The following is a 20,727-nucleotide window of genomic DNA, read 5'->3' as shown; positions in this document are numbered from 1 at the left end:
AATCTTCCTTAACTAAATTTTTTTATTAGTTCATGCCTACCTAAGGGGCCTAATTTTATAATTTTATATCTTTTCTCCATTTCTTTTACAAATTCCATATCCTCAAAATTAATCAAATATAGAACCTTATATTCTTCTTTTTCTAATTCTTTGCATTTGTATAGAAATTTATTTAACTCTTCTTTAAAATTATTTTCGTAATTATTTACCACATGATTATGAACTAGTTTTTTATTTTTACAGGCTAATAAATAAAGATCTTTTTCATATATAGACGCTAATATAAAATTCTCTTCCTTTATACTCTCATAAAAATACTCTAAAAAACAAAATTGTAAGAACCATATTCCCTCTATATTATTTTTTTCTTTTAAATTGTTAAACATATCTAGTTCCTTTAAATTTGAGCAAAATACGACTATTTCTAAGGTATCTTTTTCTTCTTTAAAAACACTATAACAATATACTAAATTTTCAATATTTTCAAAGTAAAAATCTAATTCTCCTTTTATTATATCCTTTAAATGCTTTTTATGTACCTTAGGTACTGTTATCATTTTTATAAATACTTTTTTACCCTTTATTAAAAAATGTATATTCTTATTTTTCAAATCTACACATAGCTTTTTATCTTTAAATGCTCTATAAATGCACTGATCTTTAATAGAATTCCTTAAATTTATGACTTTCTTAAAAGTATCCATTTTATAAAAACTAGTTAATAGTATATCCTCATTATTTATCTCTATAAGATTGTGCTTTTTAAACACGTTCTCACCTCCTGGTTAAGTCTACTGATTTTCTTCACTTTTTATTAAAATTTTCATTTCATAATTGTTATTTGATAATCGCATAGCCTCTAGTGAAAATAAATAGGTTGAGATAGTAACAAGTATAAGTCCCACTATTAGAGTATATAAAACTATATAACCTTTTTTTCTTTTAAACAAAAACATCTGGTATAGCCCTTTCCTCTTTTATTTTTTATAGTAACATACATTAAGTTATCTACCTGTTCTAATTTAAATTCCTCTAGTTCTAATATTATATTATTGTTATGAGGAGAATTAAATTTATAATATGATATTACAAGTTTACCCTCTTTTTTTCTTATATAATTGTTTTCCCTTTCAAATTTTAATTGTATACTTTTTTCACCTTTATTATCTGTATAAATCTGAACTTCTTCTGCTTCTTTCACTTTTTCTTCTATAAAGATAAAAGCCTCATTTATGTAAAATTCTTGTAAACACCTATAGCCTGTATCCTTATAAATTCTTGTATAAATACCTAAAAATTTTATTCCACATAATAAGACAATAAAACTTATAGACACCGCTATAATAGTTTCTATTAAAGTAAATCCTCTTTTCATCTTTCTTTTTCCTTATAAAATCCCATACTTATTTCTTTATTTTTATTAAAATGATTTTTTATATTTATTAAAAAATCCTCTTCTCTTTCCTCAATATTTAAAACTATATAAGGATAATTTAAATGAGAGGTATCCCTTGTATTTAAAAAACTTTTATTTCTTACATTATCAATATTCATATCTTTTTCTAATATAACTATAGAACCTTTATCTTTAATTTTATTTATTTCTTCTGAAGAACTATTATAAACTAATGTGTTCTTAATGGCTTCTATAAAATATATGGATTCTTTGTAGTAATTATTATATTTCTTAACCTTTATACTTTTATTAAATATACTCAATGCTAGCGTAGTAAATATTAAAAATACACTTACAGCACATAAAACCTCTATTAAAGTAAATCCTCTTTTATTTAACTTGAACATGACCAGTACCTACACATATAGTAATTGCATGTGTTTCTCCTTTCCTATCTTCATAAGTAAATGTGCATGCGTCTTGAATAAGTCCTCTAGAAGTTATGTATATTCTATTATTTTGTGCATTTACATTCCTCATCTTAAAACCTTTTGGTAAATTATATTCTTTTATTTTCTTAGAATTTGAATATAAAATTAAACTATTATTACTTTTACTAAACAGTATATTTCCTAAAGTATTAGATTCTCGAGAGCGTTGTTTAGAAATATTTATAAAATTTGTTATTTCATTATTACACATTTTACAATCTATACTATTAGTTAGAGTGGAAAATCCTTTTCTATTTATATTAATAACAATAGCTACACTACTAATAATAGCCATAACAATAATAAGCTCTATTAATGTAAATCCTGGTTTCCTTTTATTAAATAACATATATAAATTATTTATCCTTTAGTTCATAGCCATCTTTATTAATGCCTATAGAGTAGTTTTTATCTTCTATTACAAAAGTTACTATAGCCTCATCATCTCTTACATCCTCTATTTTTATCGTTTCTTCACTATCTGCTTCTGTATCTACTCCTACCAATAGCTTTATAGTTTCCTTTAAATTATCTTCTTTAAATTTGCCATTAGTTTCTCCATAGCTACACATAGCTGCAGTATAAATTTGCTTAGCACAATTTTCAGCTTTTAATTTATTAGCCTTAGTTCTATATCCTCCTATTTTAGGAACCAAAAATCCAATTAATATAAGAATTATAGTCATAACTACTAGTAATTCCACTAGTGTAAATCCCCTCTTTTTTTCTTTAAATAAACCCTTCATATACCTCATCTCCTTTAATTCTTTTTCTTAACTATATATTTGTAATTCCATCCATAATACCTAATATAGGTAAAAATAGTGCTATGATTAATATGCCTATATTTATGGATATTAATAGAATAATTATAGGCTCTATTAATTTAACCATGGAATTTATTTTTATAATGATTTCTTCTCTTGTCATATCACATATGTCCTTTAATATATTTTCTAAATTTCCACTTTCCTCTCCTATTTTTATCAAAGCAACTATATCCTTTCCCATTAATTTATCTGAACCTTCTTCAAAGGCTTCTCCAATAGTTACCCCTTGGGTTATCTTAAAATTAACCCTCTTTAAATCTTTTACAATTTTATCATCTTCTACAATTAAACAAGCTTCTTCTAATGCCTTATCTATATTCATTCCACACTTTAATGTCATCCATAGACACATTAAAATCTTATAAATTTGTAATTTGTAGTATATATTTTTCAAAAATGCTACTCTTCTTAATACTTCATATTTTATATTTATAGAATTTTTCTTCAGTTTATATATAACTATCATTGCGGTTGTACTTAGAAAAATTAGTATTAAAGGTCTATTATCTTTTAAAAATTTAAATAGGTTTAAGATAGATTTAGTAAAGATTGGTACTTCTCCATTAAAATCTCTTAATATACTTTCAAATTGTGGCAATATAAACCCAGATAAAAACAGACTAATAATTATAGAAAAGAAAATTAAAAACAATGGGTATATTATAATTTCTTTTATTTTATTACTTATCTTGCATTGATTTTCATAATACAATTCTAATTTTTCTAAAACCTCTGTTAAAATTCCATTATCTTCTCCGAGCTTTATCATATTTATAAGAAAACTTGGATATATCCCCCTAAAATAACTCATGGCTTCGCTTATATTTTCTCCTAAATACACCTTTTTCCTTATTTCTTCTATACTACTTTTTACACTTTTTCTAGTAAAAAAATCTCCTGTTATTTCCAAAGCATCTGTTACATTCATACCAGATGCCATAAGTAATTTTAATTGTTTACAAAACAACCATCTTTCTTTCAAATTTAACCTATTATTTTCCACAATTTTTAATACTTGTATATTTTTTCTCCAAACTAAATAAAAATTCTTTTCTCTTAATTCTTTTCTTAGTTTCTTTAAATCTTCTCCCTTATATAATCCCTTAATATGTTGTCCTTTTAAATTTTTAGCTTTATAAAGAAAAATTTATATCACCCTCTTAAAAATTAAGTTTTTCTAACTCTTCTATAGAAGTCTTTCCTTTCTTTATTAAATTTAGAGCATTTTCTTCTAAATTAGTTTTATTCTTTTCCAAGGTATACTTTCTAATTTCGTTCATGTTACAACCCTTTAGAACCATTTCTTTTATATCTTCATCTAGAATAACTTTTTCATAGATTAATACTCTGCCAAGATATCCCGTGTCATTACATTTTTCACACCCAACTTTTTTATAAATCTCACTATTCATGGCTTCATAAAAAAATTTTTCCTTACAAAAGGGGCATAATTTTCTTACAAGTCTTTGAGATATTATTGCATTTAATGCTTCCATTAAAAGATAATCCGGCACTCCCATATCTATTAACCTTATAATTGAAGACAAAGGATCTTTTGTATGCAGAGAAGCTAATACTAAATGTCCTGTTAGCGACGCTCTTATAGCTATTTTTGCAGTCTCCTTATCTCTTATTTCTCCAATCATTATTACGTCTGGATCCTGTCTTAGTGTGTATTTTAATACATTACTAAAGGTCATACCTATTTTTTCTCTTATATTAATTTGATTTACTCCGTCCATGCTATATTCCACTGGTTCTTCAATGGTTATAATATTTCTATGTTTTTTATCCATCTCATTTATTATGGAATATAGTGTAGTGGTTTTCCCACTTCCTGTAGGTCCTGTAACTAATATCATTCCGCTAGAATACTTGGATATTTTTTTGATTTCATGAAAAGATTCTCCATAAAACCCCAAATCCTTTAATTTTATTAAAACCTCTGATTTATATAAAAGTCTCATCACTATCTTTTCATCATATAGTGTAGGCATAGTAGATACTCTTATATCTAAATCTTTTTTATAAAAATTGAATTTAAACTTACCATCCTGAGGATATCTTTTCTCTGCTATATCCATGTTAGAAAGTATTTTTATTCTTCCTTTTATTTGCCTATATAGTTCTTGTGATAATTTCCAAAACTCATGTAATACTCCATCTATTCTAAATCTTACTATTGCTTTACCTTCAAAGGGTTCTATATGAATATCACTAGCTTTTTTAAATATAGCTTCTTTTAAAAAATAATTTAACATTTTTACCCCTGGAGAGTTTTCATCTTCCAAATATTCATAATCTTGTTTAGTATATTTACTTTTATTTTCTTTTGATATATTAGTTATATAAATCGCTTCTTTTTTATAATAAAATTTATTTATGCATTCTCTTATATAGTTTGAATCCTCTGTATAACTCTTTAAATCCTTTCCTGCCATAAACTTTATTTCTTCTTCTTCGTAGGTTAAAAGTTTTTTACTTGACATAATATAAATAAATTTATGATCTATATCATATGGGAAAATAAGATATTTTTCTGCAATATTAATAGGTATTGACTCTATTGCATCTGTATTTACAGTAAAATTATATTTTAATTCACTCATATACTTTATTCCCTTCTATATGTATTTTTTGTAATTATATCCAAATAACCTTTTTATAATCATTAAAAAAGTGTATTAAAAAATAATTTCAAATTATTTTTTAATACACTTTTATTTTCCTGATATATTGTACTCAGATGAATGAATAGTTATTATAGAATTTGATCTATCTTTAGCATTAAAAACATACACATCATTTTTACCATATTCTTCACTTATACCGCAATAATAAAGTAATCCATTTGAATCTAATTTTAGTCCTCCATACATATCTACTTCCTTGGGAAAGTCATAATTTATTTTTTCTAAAGAGTAATCTTTTAAATCTATTTCATACATTGAAGGTATGTTAATATACTTTTCTGATGCTATTAAATATATTTTTTTATTTTCTTTATCATAAACAGAGTCATATATATTTTCAATTTTCTCAGTTATAACTTCTTCTTTTTCTCTTCCTTTTAGATATAAATGAGTTTTATCCCCCAATGTTGCCTGTATAAGCAAATTATCTTCTATTGGAAAAAAATAAGTACAAAATCCATCTATATCCTTTACATAAATCTCTTCTTTTTCATCTTTAAAATCGTATTTAAATATACCCACTTCTCTATTTTCTTTATTTTCTCGTATCCCATAGTATAAAATAGCATCTTCTCCTATCCAATTATATAAGTTTCCTGATACTATGCTAGGGCTTTTAAGCTTTATTTCTTTGCCTTTATCCACATCTATAATTCCCATACCTTTTGCAGTATCTATGGAGGATCCTTTAAAACTTCTATAAGCTAATTTGCTACCTTGAGGAGATATTTTTAAATCCTTGGCAAAGTAAAAATCATCTATTTTCCTCCGTCCTTTTTGGTTTAAAATTTCTATATAATTCTTTTCTATATCTTCTTTATGGTGGCGGAGATATACATATTTTTTTTCTGAATTATTATAAACAACCTCTGAGCTCAATTCAATTTTATCCACTTCTCTTAACATATCTTTTTCTGCATTGTAAATGGATATGGTATTATCCTCTTTTTTCTCTAATATAATAACATCAGAATATTTTTTATTATGAACCTCTTCCTTTGTAGTACCTCTATTGCAACCTATTAGATTTAAATTTATTATTATTATCAATACATAAAATATTACTTTTCCTATGCGAGTCATCTATTTTCTCCTCCTATGAAAACTCTTTAATTAATGGATAATTATGTTTAATTATAACTTAAAGTTATTCACTATTCATATTGGTTGTTCACTAAGTAAGTTTTTGTGATATACTAAATAATATATAATTGATACTTATATTTATTTTGAAAGGATGATACTTTTGGCTTTAGATGGACTTTTTTTATACGCTACCCTAGAAGAATTAAAAGATTCAATATTAAACAGTAAAATTTACAAAATAAATCAACCTGAAAAAGATGAAATTGTTTTTTCTTTAAAAAAAGATAAAAATTCATATAAATTACTTATAAGTGCAAGTACAATGTATCCTAGAATACATTGTACAGATATAAACAAGAAAAATCCAATGACCCCCCCTATGTTTTGTATGATTTTAAGAAAATATTTAAGCAATTCTAAAATAACGTCAATATATCAACTCCAGTTAGATAGAGTAGTTTTTATAGATCTTCAAGGTAAAGATGAATTAGGATTTGAAAAAACCTATACTCTTATTATAGAAATAATGGGACGACATAGCAATATCTCTCTTGTAGAAAAAAGCAGTTCTATCATTTTGGACAGTATAAAACATATAACCCCAGAAATAAATAGTGTAAGAACTTTACTTCCTGGACTTAAATTTGTACTTCCACCTAAATCTAATAAATTAAACCCTCTAGATTATACTTATGATGACTTGGAAAAATTTATTTTAGAAAATAATATAAAATTAAATAATACTTTTGTATCTAAAGTTTTTATGGGTGTAGGTAATCAGCTTTCTAAGGAAATAATAAACTCTCTTAATAGTGAATTATCCTTAGAAAACTTAAAAGATATACATAAGGAAATAGAGCTATTCTTCAATAAAGTAACTCAAGATAATTTTTCATTTTTTATTACCTTGGAAAATGATATTTTTCAAGATTTTTTCCCTATAGATTTATCCAGTTTAGAACAAAAGGATAAATTGCATTTTTCTTCCCCTTCTAAAACTTTAGAATATTATTATAGTGAAAAGGATAAAAGAGATAGATTAAATAACAAAAGTCATAGCCTTTTAAAGCTTGTAAATAATAATTTAGATCGTTGTCACAAAAAAATGGAAATACTTAATGATAATCTTAAAAAATGTGAAAAAGCAGATAAATATAGAATTTATGGTGAACTTCTCACTGCTAATATATATAGTATAAAGCAAGGAGATGAATCAATAGACGTTGTAAATTATTATAGTGAGGATTCCCAGGTTATAAATATAAAGCTAGATCCTACAAAGACACCTTCTACTAATATTCAAAACTATTTTAAAAGATATTCTAAACTAAAAAAATCTAAAGAGTACTCTTTAGAACAGATTAAAATCACAGAAGATGAAATAATATATTTAAATTCTGTTTTAACTAATATAAAAAATACAGAGAATTATGCTGGTATTGAAGAAATAAAAAAAGAACTAATGGATGCACGTTATTTAAAATTTAAAAAGAATATTAGAAAAAAAGAAACTAAAAGTAAGCCAATACATTTTATATCTTCAGAAGGAATTCATATATATGTAGGTAAAAATAACATTGAGAATGACTATCTTACTTTAAAATTTGCAGATAAAAGAGATTTATGGTTTCATACTAAGAATATTCCAGGCTCTCATGTAATTTTAAAAACCCTTGGAAAATTTACTGAAAAAACTATAGAAGAAGCAGCTAATTTAGCAGCCTTCTATAGTAAAGGACGAGATTCTTCTAAGGTTCCAGTGGATTATACAGAAGTTAGAAATGTTCATAAACCAAATGGTGCAAAGCCTGGTATGGTTATATATGAAACAAATAAAACCATATTTATAGACCCTGAAAAACCTTCCCTAGAAAAGCTTTCATAATTAAATGAATACATATAAAAAAACAGACTTTTTAGTCTGTTTTTTATATTATCTTTGCTTCTAATTCTTTTAACATATTTAGATATTTATCTTGAGTTCCACTTTCTTTTGCTTTAGCTTCTAATTCGGAAGATATATTATTTAATTCTTCTTTATTTTCTTCAGATAAAGATCTATTGGCAAACATGTATATGGTACTATCTTCTTTATCTATATGTCTATTTAGTAAATCAGCATAACTTACAGCGTTGGCTATTATATCTAACTTACTTTCCTCATCACCATTTTCAAACTCTTTTAATGCTGTTTCTAAATTTTGTATAAAAAGCCTTCCTTGATCATGTTCTATTAACATACCCATTATAGGACCATTTTTCATATTAAATTGTCTATCAATTATTTGAAATAAAACATCTTCCTCTTTGCAATGATGATGTTTATCTGCATAGTTTCTAATAAAATCTATCATTTTATAGAAATCATTGTAATCAACTTCTTCTCCTTTTAATATCTTATAAGAATATGCTCTAACAACTTTTAACATTCTTTTAATATTTTTATGTTCTTCCATCATTAAGTCTATAGCCTTCATTTAAATCACCTCTATTCTATAATTTCTTTTTTCTTCATCTATAAAACTTGTGAATTTAAATTTATCATTTAAATTTTCTATAAAAGACTTAATCCATTCATTTCTTAAAATGTAAAAATTCTCTACAACTCCATTTTCCTCTTTCCAATAAGGTGTATGTAGACAAATTCTATTTCTCCATACATAACTTACTTCAGTATTTTCTACTTCTTCATTTACTCTATCACAAGGCATACCCTCTAATATAAAATTATTTAAAGTGTTGAACATTTCGTTAGGAGCTTCTACATTAGTAACTTCCTTACATTTCTCTGCCATGTCATATCCTTCTTTTATAAATAATTTCTTTAAATCCTCTATATATTCTGGGTTAACTTCTAATATTTTTGTTATTAAAGCTGCCTGTCTTCCTTCTGCTTTAGATATTCTATCTTGTAGCCAGCCATGTATATTTGATACGTCTATTAATTCTTCTAGTGGTTTTTCCTCTAATGGTGAATCATATTTTCTATATATTTCTTCCTTCCATTCTTCTACCTTTAAATCATTTTTTCCTTGTGCCCAATTTATTATTACCTCTTCTAAATTTTCAAACCATTTTATTTTATCAAATAGCCAGTAATGTATTTTTCCTAAAAATAAACTCATTTTTATACCTCCTCTTTTGTCTTATTTACAATTACATTGTATACTACTTTTGTAAATTTTGATGTAACATTAGTTACCATATGTAAATTAATTATACATATTCTTACCTGTATACAAAGTATATAGTTAACATATCCTATACTTAAATTAAAATACTATTAGTTAATGTAAATGAGGTGAAAATAATTGAATAGAAAATTTAAAATTTATATATCTTCTTTTTTAATATTTTTAAGTATTTTTTTATCCTTATCTATGGAATCTACATTGGCATACACTTCAGATACCACTAATTTAAATCTTGTTTTAGATACATCAAAGTATACTGACATGCCAAAGAGATTTCGTAAAACATCTAATTTAGAAAATATAAAAAACAATAATATAAATCTTAATGGGCTTGATAAACTAAATATTTCTGGTAGCCAGCAATTTTCTGCGTATAATTTACCTCTTATAATAAAAAGCATAGAAACTTCTTTACCTATAACAGTTGTTGACTTAAGAGAAGAATCTCATGGTTTTATTAATGGTATGCCTGTTAGTTGGGTTAGCGAAAAAAATAATGCTAATATGGGTTTAACTAGAGATGAAATTATCTCAAAAGAAATTAATCTATTAAATAGCATTAAATTAAATGTGCCTATTACTTTTTATAATCACAAAAATATAACTATAATTCCAACAAATGTAGAAAATGAAGATACACTTGTTACTTCTAACTCATTATCTTATCTTCGTGTTCCCGTTACCGATACTAAACTACCTACAGATGATATGGTTAATTATTTTGTTGATTCAATAAAATCAACACCTAAAGATACATGGTTCCATTTTCATTGTAAACAAGGCATCGGTAGAACTTCTACATTTATGATTATGTATGATATGATTAAAAATTCAAAAGAAGTTTCATTTGATGATATTGTACGAAGACAATTATTGCTAGCAGGCTTTAATGAAGATAAAATTAAATCCTTTAGCAATAACAAAAGAATTGCTTTTCTAAAAAACTTCTATAGGTACTGTAAAGAAAATAGTGATAATTTCGATGTTAAATGGAGTGATTGGAAGAAAACTATTGCCATTAAAAATACGATAAAGTTTTAAACATTGTAAAAAAGCTTGAATTATTTCAAGCTTTTTGTATATCTAATATTAATTCAATTGGACAATGATCTGATCCGAGCACCTCTGTATGTATTTTTGTATCTTTTATTAAAGGAAGCACATTATCAGATACAAAGAAGTAATCTATCCTCCAGCCTGCATTTCTTTCTCTAGCTTTAAATCTGTAGCTCCACCAAGAATACTCAACTTTTTCAGGATAAAAATTCCTATATACATCAACATATCCATTATTTATAAATTTATCTATCCATTCTCTTTCAATAGGCAAAAATCCTGAATACTTTTCATTATTTTTAGGATTTTTTAAATCTATTTCTCTATGTGCTGTATTATAATCTCCACAAATTATTAATTTTTTACCTTTACTTACTAGATCATTACAATAGTCTAAAATGGCATCATAAAATCTTAATTTATAATCAAGTCTTTCATCATTCATTTGTCCATTAGGAAAATAAATATTTAGAAGAGTAAATTCCTCAAATTCACTTATAAGTACTCTTCCCTCATTGTCAAATTCCTCAATACCTATTCCATTTAAAACACTCTTAGGTTCTGTTTTTGTATAAGTTGCAACTCCACTATATCCTTTTTTCTCTGCAAAGCTAAAATAAGACTTGTATCCTTCTATATTTTTTAAATTATCCTCTAACTGATGGTCTTGAATTTTAGTTTCTTGTAAGCAAAATACATCTGGTTTTTCTTCTTCTACCCATTTAAAAAAATTCTTTTTAGCTATTGCTCTTAATCCATTTACATTCCACGAAAATATTCTCATTTTAATCACCTTTATTATTTTTATTTATATAAACATTCATTACTTGTATTCCTTTGTATGCAAAGAAAATAAATGCCATTTTAGTCATTATAGTAATCACAGGATCCACTATAGCTAGTATCTTAGCTAATTCTAACATTTTCCTCCTCCTTAAAATTTTACTATATATACTATTATACAGTATTAATTGAAAATACAAAATAAAAAACATAGAGATTTCATTTAATGTGCATTGATAAAATTGTCCTTTGCTACTAAAAAAAATCAGCCCTAAAGGCTGATTTTTTTAAATTGCTTTTTCTAAATCTTTTTTATCTTTTGTATCTTCTGTTTCCTCTTCTTCTGTGCTACTTTTAGCTGGTAGTATTAGATTTAATACTATTCCTGCTAAGGTTGCCAATGCAACTCCTGCAATTTCTATTTCTGAACCGTTTAGGCTTAGTTTTATAGCAGCTCCTCCTATACCCAAAACTATTATAACTGAAGCTATAACTAAATTTCTCTTTTTACTAAAATCAACTTTATCTTCTACAAAAACCCTAAAGCCTGAGGAAGCTATTATTCCAAACAAAAGTATACTTACTCCTCCCATTACCGGCATTGGCATAGTTTCAATTATTGTGGCTACAGGTCCTATAAAGGATAACATTATAGCAATTATTGCAGCTCCTCCTATTACCCATACACTATACACTTTTGTTATAGCCATAACCCCTACATTTTCACCATAAGTTGTATTTGGAGGTCCTCCTACAAGACCTGCAAATATTGTAGCTACACCATCTCCAAGTATAGATCTATGGAGTCCTGGATCTTTAGTAAAGTCTTTTGCTACTACATTATTAGTTACATAAACATGTCCTATATGTTCAGCTAAAGTTACAAAGGCTACTGGTGCCATAAGTATAACTGCATTTATATTAAAACTTGGTTTTGTAAAGGCTGGTAGCTGAAAGAAAGTTGCTTCTGTTATTCTATTTAAAACTTCTTGTGGTATTACTCCCAAAATTAAAGCAGATATATAACCTGTAATCATTGCAATTAATATAGGTATTACCCCTAAGAAACCTTTAAAATACATAGTTCCTAAAACTCCAGTTCCTAAAGTTATCATTGATACTGCTATCCAAGCTCCTCTTGAAACATGATTCATAGAATCTACTGTAAATGTAGTATTTAATCCTGCCCAGTTTATAGCAACAGATGCTAGCCCTAGACCTATAACTATTACAACAGAACCTACTACTATTGGTGGAAGTAATTTATTTAGCCATTCTGTTCCTGTAAAACTTATTATAACTGATACTAGTGCATATACAATTCCTGCTGCAATGACTCCAGATAACATAGCACTTGTGCCATAGGCTGAAGATGCTACTGTCATTGGTCCTATAAAGGCAAAGGATGATCCTATATATGCTGGTAACTTAGCCTTAGTACATAGTATATACAATAGAGTTCCTATTCCACTACAAAATAATGCTATAGATGGACTCATACCTGTTAACATAGGTACTAAAATTGTAGCTCCTACCATGGCAAATAAATGTTGTAAGCTTAAAGGGATGGTTTTGTAAATAGGTAATTTTTCGTCAATGTCTACATAATTTTTCATTAATAATTCCTCCTTTTTTAGTCTCACCGGACTAATTTAAAAGTATATATAAAGTAATTCTCTAGTTAATAACCAGAGTTTATTCAAATATCTTAACTGAATCTACTCCATCAAATTCTTCTACTTCTACAGAAACTAATTCATTTTTAGATGTAGGTATATTTTTTCCAACATAATCTGCCCTTATTGGAAGTTCTCTATGTCCTCTATCTACCACTACTGCTAATTGTATCATTCTAGGTCTTCCATTGTGGAATATGGCATCTATTGCTGCCCTTACTGTTCTTCCTGTATATATAACATCATCTACTATTATAACTTTTTTATTTTCTACATCTACATCTATATTTTCATCTTTAATTTTAGGTTGATCATATTTTTTACTTAAATCGTCTCTGTATAAGGTTATATCTACACTACCTACTGGTACTAATTGCCCTTCAATATTTTGGATATTTTCGGCTATTCTTTTAGCAAGTGGATACCCTCTTCTTTTTACTCCTACTATAACTAAATCCTCTACATCTTTGTTTTTTTCTATTATCTCATGTGCTATACGGACCAAAGCCCTTTTCATAGACTTATCATCCAGTACAAAAGCTTTTAATTTCAAATCTTTCACCTCCAAGGATAAAATTACATAAAAAAAGCATCTCAACTATGTGTGAAGACGCTTTTATCTACAAATAATTACATTAGTTCTCTTTTAAAACGCCTTCTGACCTCTCTGGATCACTTTAAAGGATTTACTTTTAATTATAGTATCACTTTATTGTAACTATTTCAACTGTTTTTCTAAAATTTCTAGTATTTTTTTAAATTCCTCTGGTATTTCACTATCAAATTCCATATATTCTCCATTAGTTGGGTGAATAAAACCCAATTTTTTTGCATGAAGCATTTGTCCCTTTAGCTTAAACTTTTGTCTTTTATATCCATATGTTGGGTCTCCTACAATGGGATGTCCAATGTAGCTCATATGCACTCTTATTTGATGAGTTCTTCCTGTTTCAAGTCTACACTCAATTAGAGAATTATTATTATATCTGTTTATAACCTTGTAGTGAGTTACAGCTCTTTTACCCTCATCAACTACTGCAAACTTTATTCTATCTGATGGATTTCTGCCTAAGTCTTTATCTATGGTTCCCATATCCTCTTTAATTACACCTTCTGTCAATGCCATATACACCCTAAGCATTGAATGATCCTTTAACTGATTTGCCAAATGTTCATGAGCTCTATTTGTTTTTGCTATAACTAGAATTCCTGAAGTATCCTTATCTATTCTATGTACTATACCTGGTCTTTCTTCTCCGTTTATATTTGATAAACTTTTGCAGTGAGCTAACAGTCCATTTACTAGGGTTCCTTTTGTATTACCTACTCCAGGATGAACAACCATTCCTTGTGGCTTATTTATAACTATTATATCTTCATCTTCATATAATATATTTAAATCCATATTCTCTTTTTCTAAGTAAATACCTTCTTCTTTTGGTAATAATACTTTTACTATATCTCCACATTTAACCTTATAATTTACTTTTTTTATTTCATCATTTACCATTATCCCTTTGTCATCTGATAACTTCTTTATAAAAGATCTAGATTTATCTTTAAGATTTTCTACAATAAATAAATCCAATCTTTCATTTTCAAATTCTTCTTTAACTAAAAATTTTTCTATCTTCATATCCATCTTCCTTTATAATGAAAATAATTAATAATATTGTACCTAAACTTACTAATACATCTGCTATGTTAAAAATAGGGAAATGGTATTTATCTTTATAATGGAAAAATATAAAATCTACTACGTATCTATATTTAATTCTATCTATTAAATTCCCAATGGCTCCGCTTATTATTAAAGAAAGACTTATTTTCAGTATCTTAGGATTGGTTTTATTAATAAATAGATAAAACATCATAAGTAAAATAGCCACCATTGTAATAGATATTAAGAACAACTGTTTATCTTTAAAAATACCAAAGGCTGCTCCTCTATTTTCTAAATAAGAAAAACTAAAAAAATCTTTTATGACTACTATATCCTCTCCTATAGAAAGTCTTTTTATTGCCCACAATTTAGTTACTCTATCTAAAATTATACCTAAAACTATTATAATAATCTCCATAAGAACCCCCTATGCTAGCAAAAAGATTTAGAAAAGAGCTAGCTCTTTTCTAACTACTCCATGCTATTTTTATATTGTTCATTGCTTATTTTTTCTACTTTCTCTACAAATCCTTCTTCTTCATCTTCATCTCCATCTAATAAAAGGTCATCTTGCATATAATCTCTTTTATTAATCATACTTACACTTTCATAGGCCTCTTCTCTATCAAAGGAGTATCTATTATTTCTGTATCTTCTCCAATTTGAAAGTAATGCCTCTTCTTCTATTGATCTATTTTTAGGATGGAAACCTCTTTTATCTTTATTAAAATTCACTGATGAATTAAGTTCCTTTTGACATTCTATACAGTTTTCAGCATAAGGAATAAATTCCAATCTATCTTCGTTTATTCTCTTACCACAATTTTTACAATTTCCATATTGACCTTTTTCAATACTCTCTAGTGAAGATTCTATTTTATTTAATATATTAATCTCGTTACCTTTAAAAGCCAATCCTCTTTCCTTATCAAATAATTCTGAAGCCGTATCTGAAGGATGATTATCATAAGAAGATAATTCTTGAGAAAATTCTTCATTAGAATTTATGGTGTCTGCTTTTTTCATTAAATCTATAGTTTCCATAACTTCTCTTTTCTCTTTTAAGAGCCTATTTTTAAAGTGTTGTAGCCTCTCTTTATCCATGTTTTATCTCCTTTCCTTTTAAGACTTGTATAATTATTATGTCTTTAAAGGATTAATTTATTCTGAAAAAATCCTTAAAATAATTCAAAGAATTTGGAAAGGATATGGCTACACAATCCCAATTATCTATATAAGTTTTTTCACTATTTCTCATAGCTGAACACAAAAAAGTTAATGCTATTCTGTGATCATTAAAGGTTCTAATATTAATTTCTTTATTTATCTTAGAAAGTCCTCCATAGATAATTAAATTATTTTCTACTAATTCTGTTTTTACCCCAAGTGACTTTAAATTCACCATAATTGCCTTTATTCTATCACTTTCTTTGTACTTTAACTCCTCTACATTTTCAAATATGGTCTTTCCTTCTGCAAAGGAGGCTATAAGGGATATTATAGGTATTTCATCTATTATATAAGGCGTAATTTCTTTTCCTATACTTATACCCTTTAAAAAACTACTCTTAACTAAAATATTACCTACATGTTCTCCATTACACTGATTTTTCTCTAAGTACTTTAAGTTAGCTCCCATTTTCTTTAATAAGTCCAAGTATTTTCTTCTATTCTCATTCAACAATACATTTTCTAAAATAATTTCACAGTCTTCTCCTAATATGGCACAGGCTATAATATATGCTGCTGAAGATATATCTCCTGGAACATAAATATCTTTACTCTTTATGGTAGAATTTTCGATTTCTATTTCTTTATTTTCTATTTTTATATTCCCTTCTATGTATTTTAACATTCTTTCTGTGTGATCTCTTGTAGGACTTAATTCTCTTACCTTTGTAACACCTTCTGATAAAAATCCAGCTAATAAAATGCAGGATTTCACCTGGGCAGAGGCAATTTCCATAGTATAATCAATACCCTTTAGTTCTCCATTACCTTTAAAAATTAAGGGCATATGATCTTTTTCCATCTCTATATTAGCTCCCATAGAATTTAGAGGGTCTACTATTCTTTTCATAGGTCTTATAGAGAGGGATTTATCACCTACTAAATTAGTTTCCACTCCTACACCTGCTAATATACCTGCTATAAGCCTTGAAGTAGTTCCAGAATTTCCACAGTCTATATAATCAATTTTCTTTTTAAAATTTTCATACCCCGGTGAGTTTACTAATATATAATCTTTAAGAACTTTAACTTTCACACCTAGCTCTTCCATTATTTTCAAAGTAGTTAAACAATCTCTACTTTGAGGAAAATTTCTTATTTTATATTCTCCTTTTGGCAAGGCTCCAATTAAAAGAGACCTATGACCTACAGATTTATCACCTGGAAGTTCATAGGTCTTTTTAACCTCGGACTTGTATCCATTAATAGTAAGTGCACACTGGTTAAAAGTTTCTTCCTTATGCATTAAAACAATCTTCCTTTTCTTATATTCTCTACTATATTTCCAATAACCTCTAAGGACACCGTTTCTTTAGAGTCAGATATAGAGTGTTCTGGATTAATATGACTCTCCACCATAATACCATCTGCTCCTGCTGCAATAGCGGCCATACTCATAATTGGAACTATCTGTCTAATACCTGTTCCATGGCTAGGGTCTACTATAACAGGTAATCTGTATTTTTCCTTTATTACAGCAACACTATTTAAATCCAAAGTATTTCTAGTATAGTTTTCAAAGGTTCTAATCCCTCTTTCACAAAGCACTACGTTGTTATTTCCTTCTGCCATTATGTATTCCGCTGCATTTAACCATTCTTTTAAAGTAGCACTCATACCTCTTTTTAAAAGAACTGGCTTATTGGTTTTTCCCACTTCTTTTAATAAACTATAATTGTACATATTTCTAGAGCCTATTTGGATCATATCAATATAATCTAACGCTTTCTCCACATGCCTAGTATCTAAGACTTCGGATACTACAGGCATATTAAATTTCTCTCTTAAGGCTTTTAATATTTTAAATCCTTCAAAACCTAAACCTTGAAAATCATAGGGAGAGGTTCTTGGTTTAAAAGCCCCTCCTCTTAACATATGTGTACCTTTTTCTTTTAAAGTTTTAGCAATTTTTTCCATAGTTTCAAACTTTTCTACGGAGCAAGGGCCGGATATAATTATCTTTTCCTCTCCTCCAAAAGTTAGTTCCCCTACTTTTACTTTTATTTTTTCTCCTGTTTTTAAATCTACTAATAGATTTTCCATTATTTTATCACCTACATAGTTTCTAGCATATTCTTTAGTATGTTTACAGAGTTTTTCACAGCAATAGGTTTGAACTTCTCATATTCTATATGAGCACCATTATTTGCATTGTCAGAAGCAGATCTTATAACTACAAAAGGTATATTATTTAGATGACATACTTGAGCAATACTTCCTCCCTCCATTTCACATGTAAGGGCAGAAAATTCTTTATTTAACCATCTTATTTTTTCAGGATCTGCTATAAATTGATCTCCTGTTACTATTCTTCCCACAAAAGATTTACATTCATTCATTTTATTACAAGCATCTTTTGCCTTTTCAACTAAAGTCTTATCACATTCAAAATCAAATACATCCATTCTAGGAATTTGACCTAACTTTTCTCCAAATGCTGAAGCATCAATATCATGTTGTATTAAACTATCTCCTATTACCACATCTCCAGGGTATACTTCTTCTCCAACACCACCTGCTACTCCTACATTTATAAGGACATCCACTTGAAAATCATCTACTAGTATTTGAGCACAAACCGCTGCATTTACCTTACCTATTCCACTTCTAACCACAACTACGTCTTTTTCCCATAGAGTTCCTTCGTTAAATTCCATTTGAGCCTTTACTAATTTCTTCTTTACTTTTAATTCCTCTAATAAAGGTGCTACTTCCTCATCCATTGCTCCAATAATTCCTATTTTCATACGTAGTATCCTCCTTTAATATACTTTGCTAACAGCGAATAGTGAATAATCAAGGATAAAATTTTTCAGAGTAAAGCGAAGAAAAATATCCATAATTATTCATTATTACTTATTCATTAATTAATGCTTTCTTCTATAGCCTTTAATATTTCTTCTTTATTTACCTCTATTTTAACTTCAGGTTTTTCTACATCCTTTAACAAAACAAACCTAATATTATCCTTATTTTTTTTATCATGATTAATAGCATACATAAATAAATTATAATTGTCAACTTTATACTTAGTAGGTAATCCTAATTTCTTATATAATTTTTCCATTCTATAATATAAATTTTTATCTAAACCATAAATATGTTCAGAAAGTTTTAGTGATACAAGCATTCCCAGTGCTACCGCTTCACCATGAGTTATTTTATTTTTAGAGGTCATTTCAATGGCATGTCCTATAGTATGACCAAAGTTTAAAATGTTTCTAAATCCTAAGTCTTTATAATCCATTTCTATAACTTGTTTTTTTAATATTAAACAGGTTCTAGTTATATAAAGTAATTTATCACTTTCTTTTTCTAAAACACCTTTGTAATTTTCTTCTATAAAACTTATTATTTCTTCATCTAATATCAACCCATATTTAATAACTTCCCCTAAACCATCTTTAAACCGTTGAAAATCTAATGTTTTTAAAAAGTTAGTGGAAATAAATACGAATTCCGGGTTATAAAAACTTCCTATTAAATTTTTTATCCCCTTATAATTATAACCTACTTTTCCACCTACACAACTATCTATTTGAGATAAAAGAGTAGTTGGAATATTTATATATCTTACTCCCCTCATATAAGTAGATGCCACAAAACCCACTAAGTCTCCTACAACTCCTCCACCTAATGCAATTATAATACTATTTCTTTTAGCGTTATTTTCCATTAAAAAAGAATAAATTTCTTGAAGAGTTTCAAGGGTTTTATTCTCCTCTCCATTTTTGAAATAAAACTCTTTTATATTGTAAATATTCTTTAACATTTCTATTCTATCTTTATATATTGAGTATACTTTATCATCAGTAATTAAAAACATTTCACTATTAGACTTTATTTTGTAATCTTCAAAAGCTTTATATAATTTGTCTAAATTTGTATCTATATATATTTTATATCTATTATCACCTTCAACTTCAATTTCCCTCATTGTATCCCTCCTGACTCTTCTAACTATATTATAAAAAATCTCACTCAAAAGTGAGCGAGATTTTTACTCTACAAAGAAATTTTTTACTTCTTCTATTTCATTTCCCTTTGCTATATCTAGATTGGAATCATCAAGACTCTCTTTTATGTTTTCTTTTTCTATATCTTTAGCTTCTAAATTTATTTCTTCTAATCTTATTTCATTTATGGTGTTTCCAATGTTATAATTTTTAATGAAGTCCTTTTCCATATCTTCGAACATTTCTAATTGAGATTGCATAAAATTTTTAAACTTATTTCTAAACATTACAAATTCTTGTTTAGTTTTTTCAAAATCATCATTTACTTTAACAACGTCATTATGCGCTTTATCTAGCACTCTCTTGGCTGTTTCATTAGCATTTTTTATTATCATATCCGCTTCTTTTTTAGCTGATTTTTTAGATTGTTCTGCTGCATTTTGTGCCAATATAAGGGTATTTTGAATAGTTTCTTCCATTTTATTATAGTGATTTAAATTTTCCTCCATATTGTGTATTCTTTCTTTTAATATGGAGTTTTCTTTGTATATATTTTCATACCCCTCTGCAATTTCATCTAAAAATTCATCCACTTCATCTATATCATATCCTCTAAAACCTTTTTTAAATTCTTTAGAAGTTATGTCCATAGCTGTTGTTTTCATGGGTATCA

24 protein-coding genes are annotated in these 20,727 nt (G+C 27.1%); 2 read left to right on the top strand and 22 right to left on the bottom strand.

Features of this window, described 5'->3' with window-relative positions:
* Positions 1-8: 8 nt before the first annotated feature.
* The 8 genes from B5D21_RS01920 to B5D21_RS01885 all read right to left on the bottom strand — a co-directional run bounded on the left by B5D21_RS01920 (position 9) and on the right by B5D21_RS01885 (position 6,493).
* Positions 9-770: a hypothetical protein gene (locus B5D21_RS01920; RefSeq protein WP_011099802.1), complete on the bottom strand. Its 762-nt coding sequence runs from the start codon at positions 768-770 to the stop codon at positions 9-11.
* A 152-nt stretch (positions 771-922) separates the two neighbouring features.
* Complete coding sequence (locus tag B5D21_RS01915; RefSeq protein WP_011099803.1) at positions 923-1,375, bottom strand: PulJ/GspJ family protein; 453 nt, start codon at positions 1,373-1,375, stop codon at positions 923-925.
* Positions 1,372-1,803 (bottom strand): prepilin-type N-terminal cleavage/methylation domain-containing protein, encoded by a 432-nt coding sequence (locus B5D21_RS01910; protein WP_011099804.1) that lies wholly within the window; start codon positions 1,801-1,803, stop codon positions 1,372-1,374. The genes B5D21_RS01915 and B5D21_RS01910 overlap by 4 nt, the downstream gene beginning before the upstream one ends.
* Positions 1,787-2,236, bottom strand: a complete 450-nt coding sequence (locus B5D21_RS01905; RefSeq protein WP_011099805.1) for a type II secretion system protein — start codon at positions 2,234-2,236, stop codon at positions 1,787-1,789. The genes B5D21_RS01910 and B5D21_RS01905 overlap by 17 nt, the downstream gene beginning before the upstream one ends.
* Positions 2,237-2,243: 7 nt before the next feature.
* Positions 2,244-2,633, bottom strand: coding sequence for a type II secretion system protein (locus tag B5D21_RS01900; protein WP_035109599.1), 390 nt, complete (start codon positions 2,631-2,633; stop codon positions 2,244-2,246).
* Between the two features lie 31 nt (positions 2,634-2,664).
* Positions 2,665-3,720, bottom strand: coding sequence for a type II secretion system F family protein (locus tag B5D21_RS01895; protein WP_011099807.1), 1,056 nt, complete (start codon positions 3,718-3,720; stop codon positions 2,665-2,667).
* 157 nt (positions 3,721-3,877) lie between these two features.
* Entirely contained in the window at positions 3,878-5,326 is a 1,449-nt protein-coding gene (locus tag B5D21_RS01890) for a GspE/PulE family protein (RefSeq protein ID WP_011099808.1), read from the bottom strand.
* Between the two features lie 111 nt (positions 5,327-5,437).
* Positions 5,438-6,493, bottom strand: coding sequence for a hypothetical protein (locus B5D21_RS01885; protein WP_011099809.1), 1,056 nt, complete (start codon positions 6,491-6,493; stop codon positions 5,438-5,440).
* A gap of 163 nt (positions 6,494-6,656) precedes the next feature.
* Between B5D21_RS01885 and B5D21_RS01880 the strand changes: the two genes are divergently transcribed.
* Entirely contained in the window at positions 6,657-8,381 is a 1,725-nt protein-coding gene (locus B5D21_RS01880) for an Rqc2 family fibronectin-binding protein (RefSeq protein ID WP_035109596.1), read from the top strand.
* Positions 8,382-8,424: 43 nt separating this feature from the next.
* On the opposite strand, the gene B5D21_RS01875 is transcribed toward B5D21_RS01880, so the two are convergent.
* On the bottom strand, positions 8,425-8,973 hold the full coding sequence (locus B5D21_RS01875; RefSeq protein WP_011099811.1) for a hemerythrin domain-containing protein: 549 nt from the start codon (positions 8,971-8,973) through the stop codon (positions 8,425-8,427).
* Positions 8,974-9,621: a hypothetical protein gene (locus B5D21_RS01870; RefSeq protein WP_011099812.1), complete on the bottom strand. Its 648-nt coding sequence runs from the start codon at positions 9,619-9,621 to the stop codon at positions 8,974-8,976. It lies immediately after the preceding gene.
* 186 nt (positions 9,622-9,807) lie between these two features.
* On the opposite strand from B5D21_RS01870, the gene B5D21_RS01865 reads away from it, so the two are divergent.
* Entirely contained in the window at positions 9,808-10,731 is a 924-nt protein-coding gene (locus B5D21_RS01865; RefSeq protein ID WP_011099813.1) for a fused DSP-PTPase phosphatase/NAD kinase-like protein, read from the top strand.
* Positions 10,732-10,756: 25 nt separating this feature from the next.
* On the opposite strand, the gene B5D21_RS01860 is transcribed toward B5D21_RS01865, so the two are convergent.
* The 12 genes from B5D21_RS01860 to B5D21_RS01810 all read right to left on the bottom strand — a co-directional run bounded on the left by B5D21_RS01860 (position 10,757) and on the right by B5D21_RS01810 (position 20,719).
* Positions 10,757-11,530 carry an exodeoxyribonuclease III gene (locus B5D21_RS01860; protein WP_035109595.1) on the bottom strand — a complete coding sequence of 258 codons (774 nt, stop codon included), beginning with the start codon at positions 11,528-11,530 and terminating at the stop codon, positions 10,757-10,759.
* A 1-nt stretch (position 11,531) separates the two neighbouring features.
* Complete coding sequence (locus B5D21_RS14005) at positions 11,532-11,669, bottom strand: hypothetical protein (protein ID WP_155274210.1); 138 nt, start codon at positions 11,667-11,669, stop codon at positions 11,532-11,534.
* Between the two features lie 147 nt (positions 11,670-11,816).
* Positions 11,817-13,145, bottom strand: a complete 1,329-nt coding sequence (uraA, locus tag B5D21_RS01855) for a uracil permease (RefSeq protein ID WP_035109594.1) — start codon at positions 13,143-13,145, stop codon at positions 11,817-11,819.
* A gap of 79 nt (positions 13,146-13,224) precedes the next feature.
* Positions 13,225-13,758 carry a bifunctional pyr operon transcriptional regulator/uracil phosphoribosyltransferase PyrR gene (gene pyrR, locus B5D21_RS01850; RefSeq protein WP_035109593.1) on the bottom strand — a complete coding sequence of 178 codons (534 nt, stop codon included), beginning with the start codon at positions 13,756-13,758 and terminating at the stop codon, positions 13,225-13,227.
* A gap of 165 nt (positions 13,759-13,923) precedes the next feature.
* Positions 13,924-14,841 (bottom strand): RluA family pseudouridine synthase, encoded by a 918-nt coding sequence (locus tag B5D21_RS01845; protein ID WP_035109592.1) that lies wholly within the window; start codon positions 14,839-14,841, stop codon positions 13,924-13,926.
* On the bottom strand, positions 14,816-15,286 hold the full coding sequence (lspA, locus tag B5D21_RS01840) for a signal peptidase II (protein ID WP_011099818.1): 471 nt from the start codon (positions 15,284-15,286) through the stop codon (positions 14,816-14,818). The genes B5D21_RS01845 and lspA overlap by 26 nt, the downstream gene beginning before the upstream one ends.
* 53 nt (positions 15,287-15,339) lie before the next feature.
* Complete coding sequence (locus B5D21_RS01835; RefSeq protein ID WP_011099819.1) at positions 15,340-15,972, bottom strand: TraR/DksA C4-type zinc finger protein; 633 nt, start codon at positions 15,970-15,972, stop codon at positions 15,340-15,342.
* 52 nt (positions 15,973-16,024) lie between these two features.
* Positions 16,025-17,344 (bottom strand): 3-phosphoshikimate 1-carboxyvinyltransferase, encoded by a 1,320-nt coding sequence (gene aroA / locus B5D21_RS01830; protein WP_011099820.1) that lies wholly within the window; start codon positions 17,342-17,344, stop codon positions 16,025-16,027.
* Positions 17,344-18,141, bottom strand: coding sequence for a 3-deoxy-7-phosphoheptulonate synthase (aroF, locus tag B5D21_RS01825; protein ID WP_011099821.1), 798 nt, complete (start codon positions 18,139-18,141; stop codon positions 17,344-17,346). The genes aroA and aroF overlap by 1 nt, the downstream gene beginning before the upstream one ends.
* An 11-nt stretch (positions 18,142-18,152) precedes the next feature.
* Positions 18,153-18,845 carry a 5'-methylthioadenosine/adenosylhomocysteine nucleosidase gene (locus B5D21_RS01820; protein ID WP_011099822.1) on the bottom strand — a complete coding sequence of 231 codons (693 nt, stop codon included), beginning with the start codon at positions 18,843-18,845 and terminating at the stop codon, positions 18,153-18,155.
* Positions 18,846-18,961: 116 nt separating this feature from the next.
* The gene (aroB, locus tag B5D21_RS01815) at positions 18,962-20,035 is read right to left on the bottom strand and encodes a 3-dehydroquinate synthase (protein WP_035125111.1); all 1,074 of its coding nucleotides are present in this window, start codon (positions 20,033-20,035) and stop codon (positions 18,962-18,964) included.
* A gap of 63 nt (positions 20,036-20,098) precedes the next feature.
* Complete coding sequence (locus B5D21_RS01810) at positions 20,099-20,719, bottom strand: DivIVA domain-containing protein (protein WP_035109587.1); 621 nt, start codon at positions 20,717-20,719, stop codon at positions 20,099-20,101.
* Between the last annotated feature and the right edge of the window lie 8 nt (positions 20,720-20,727).

This window comes from Clostridium tetani, assembly GCF_900167265.1.
Lineage (GTDB): Bacteria > Bacillota > Clostridia > Clostridiales > Clostridiaceae > Clostridium_G > Clostridium_G tetani.
Note: the sequence above shows the minus strand (reverse complement) of the source record. Positions and strands in the feature narration are given on the sequence as shown.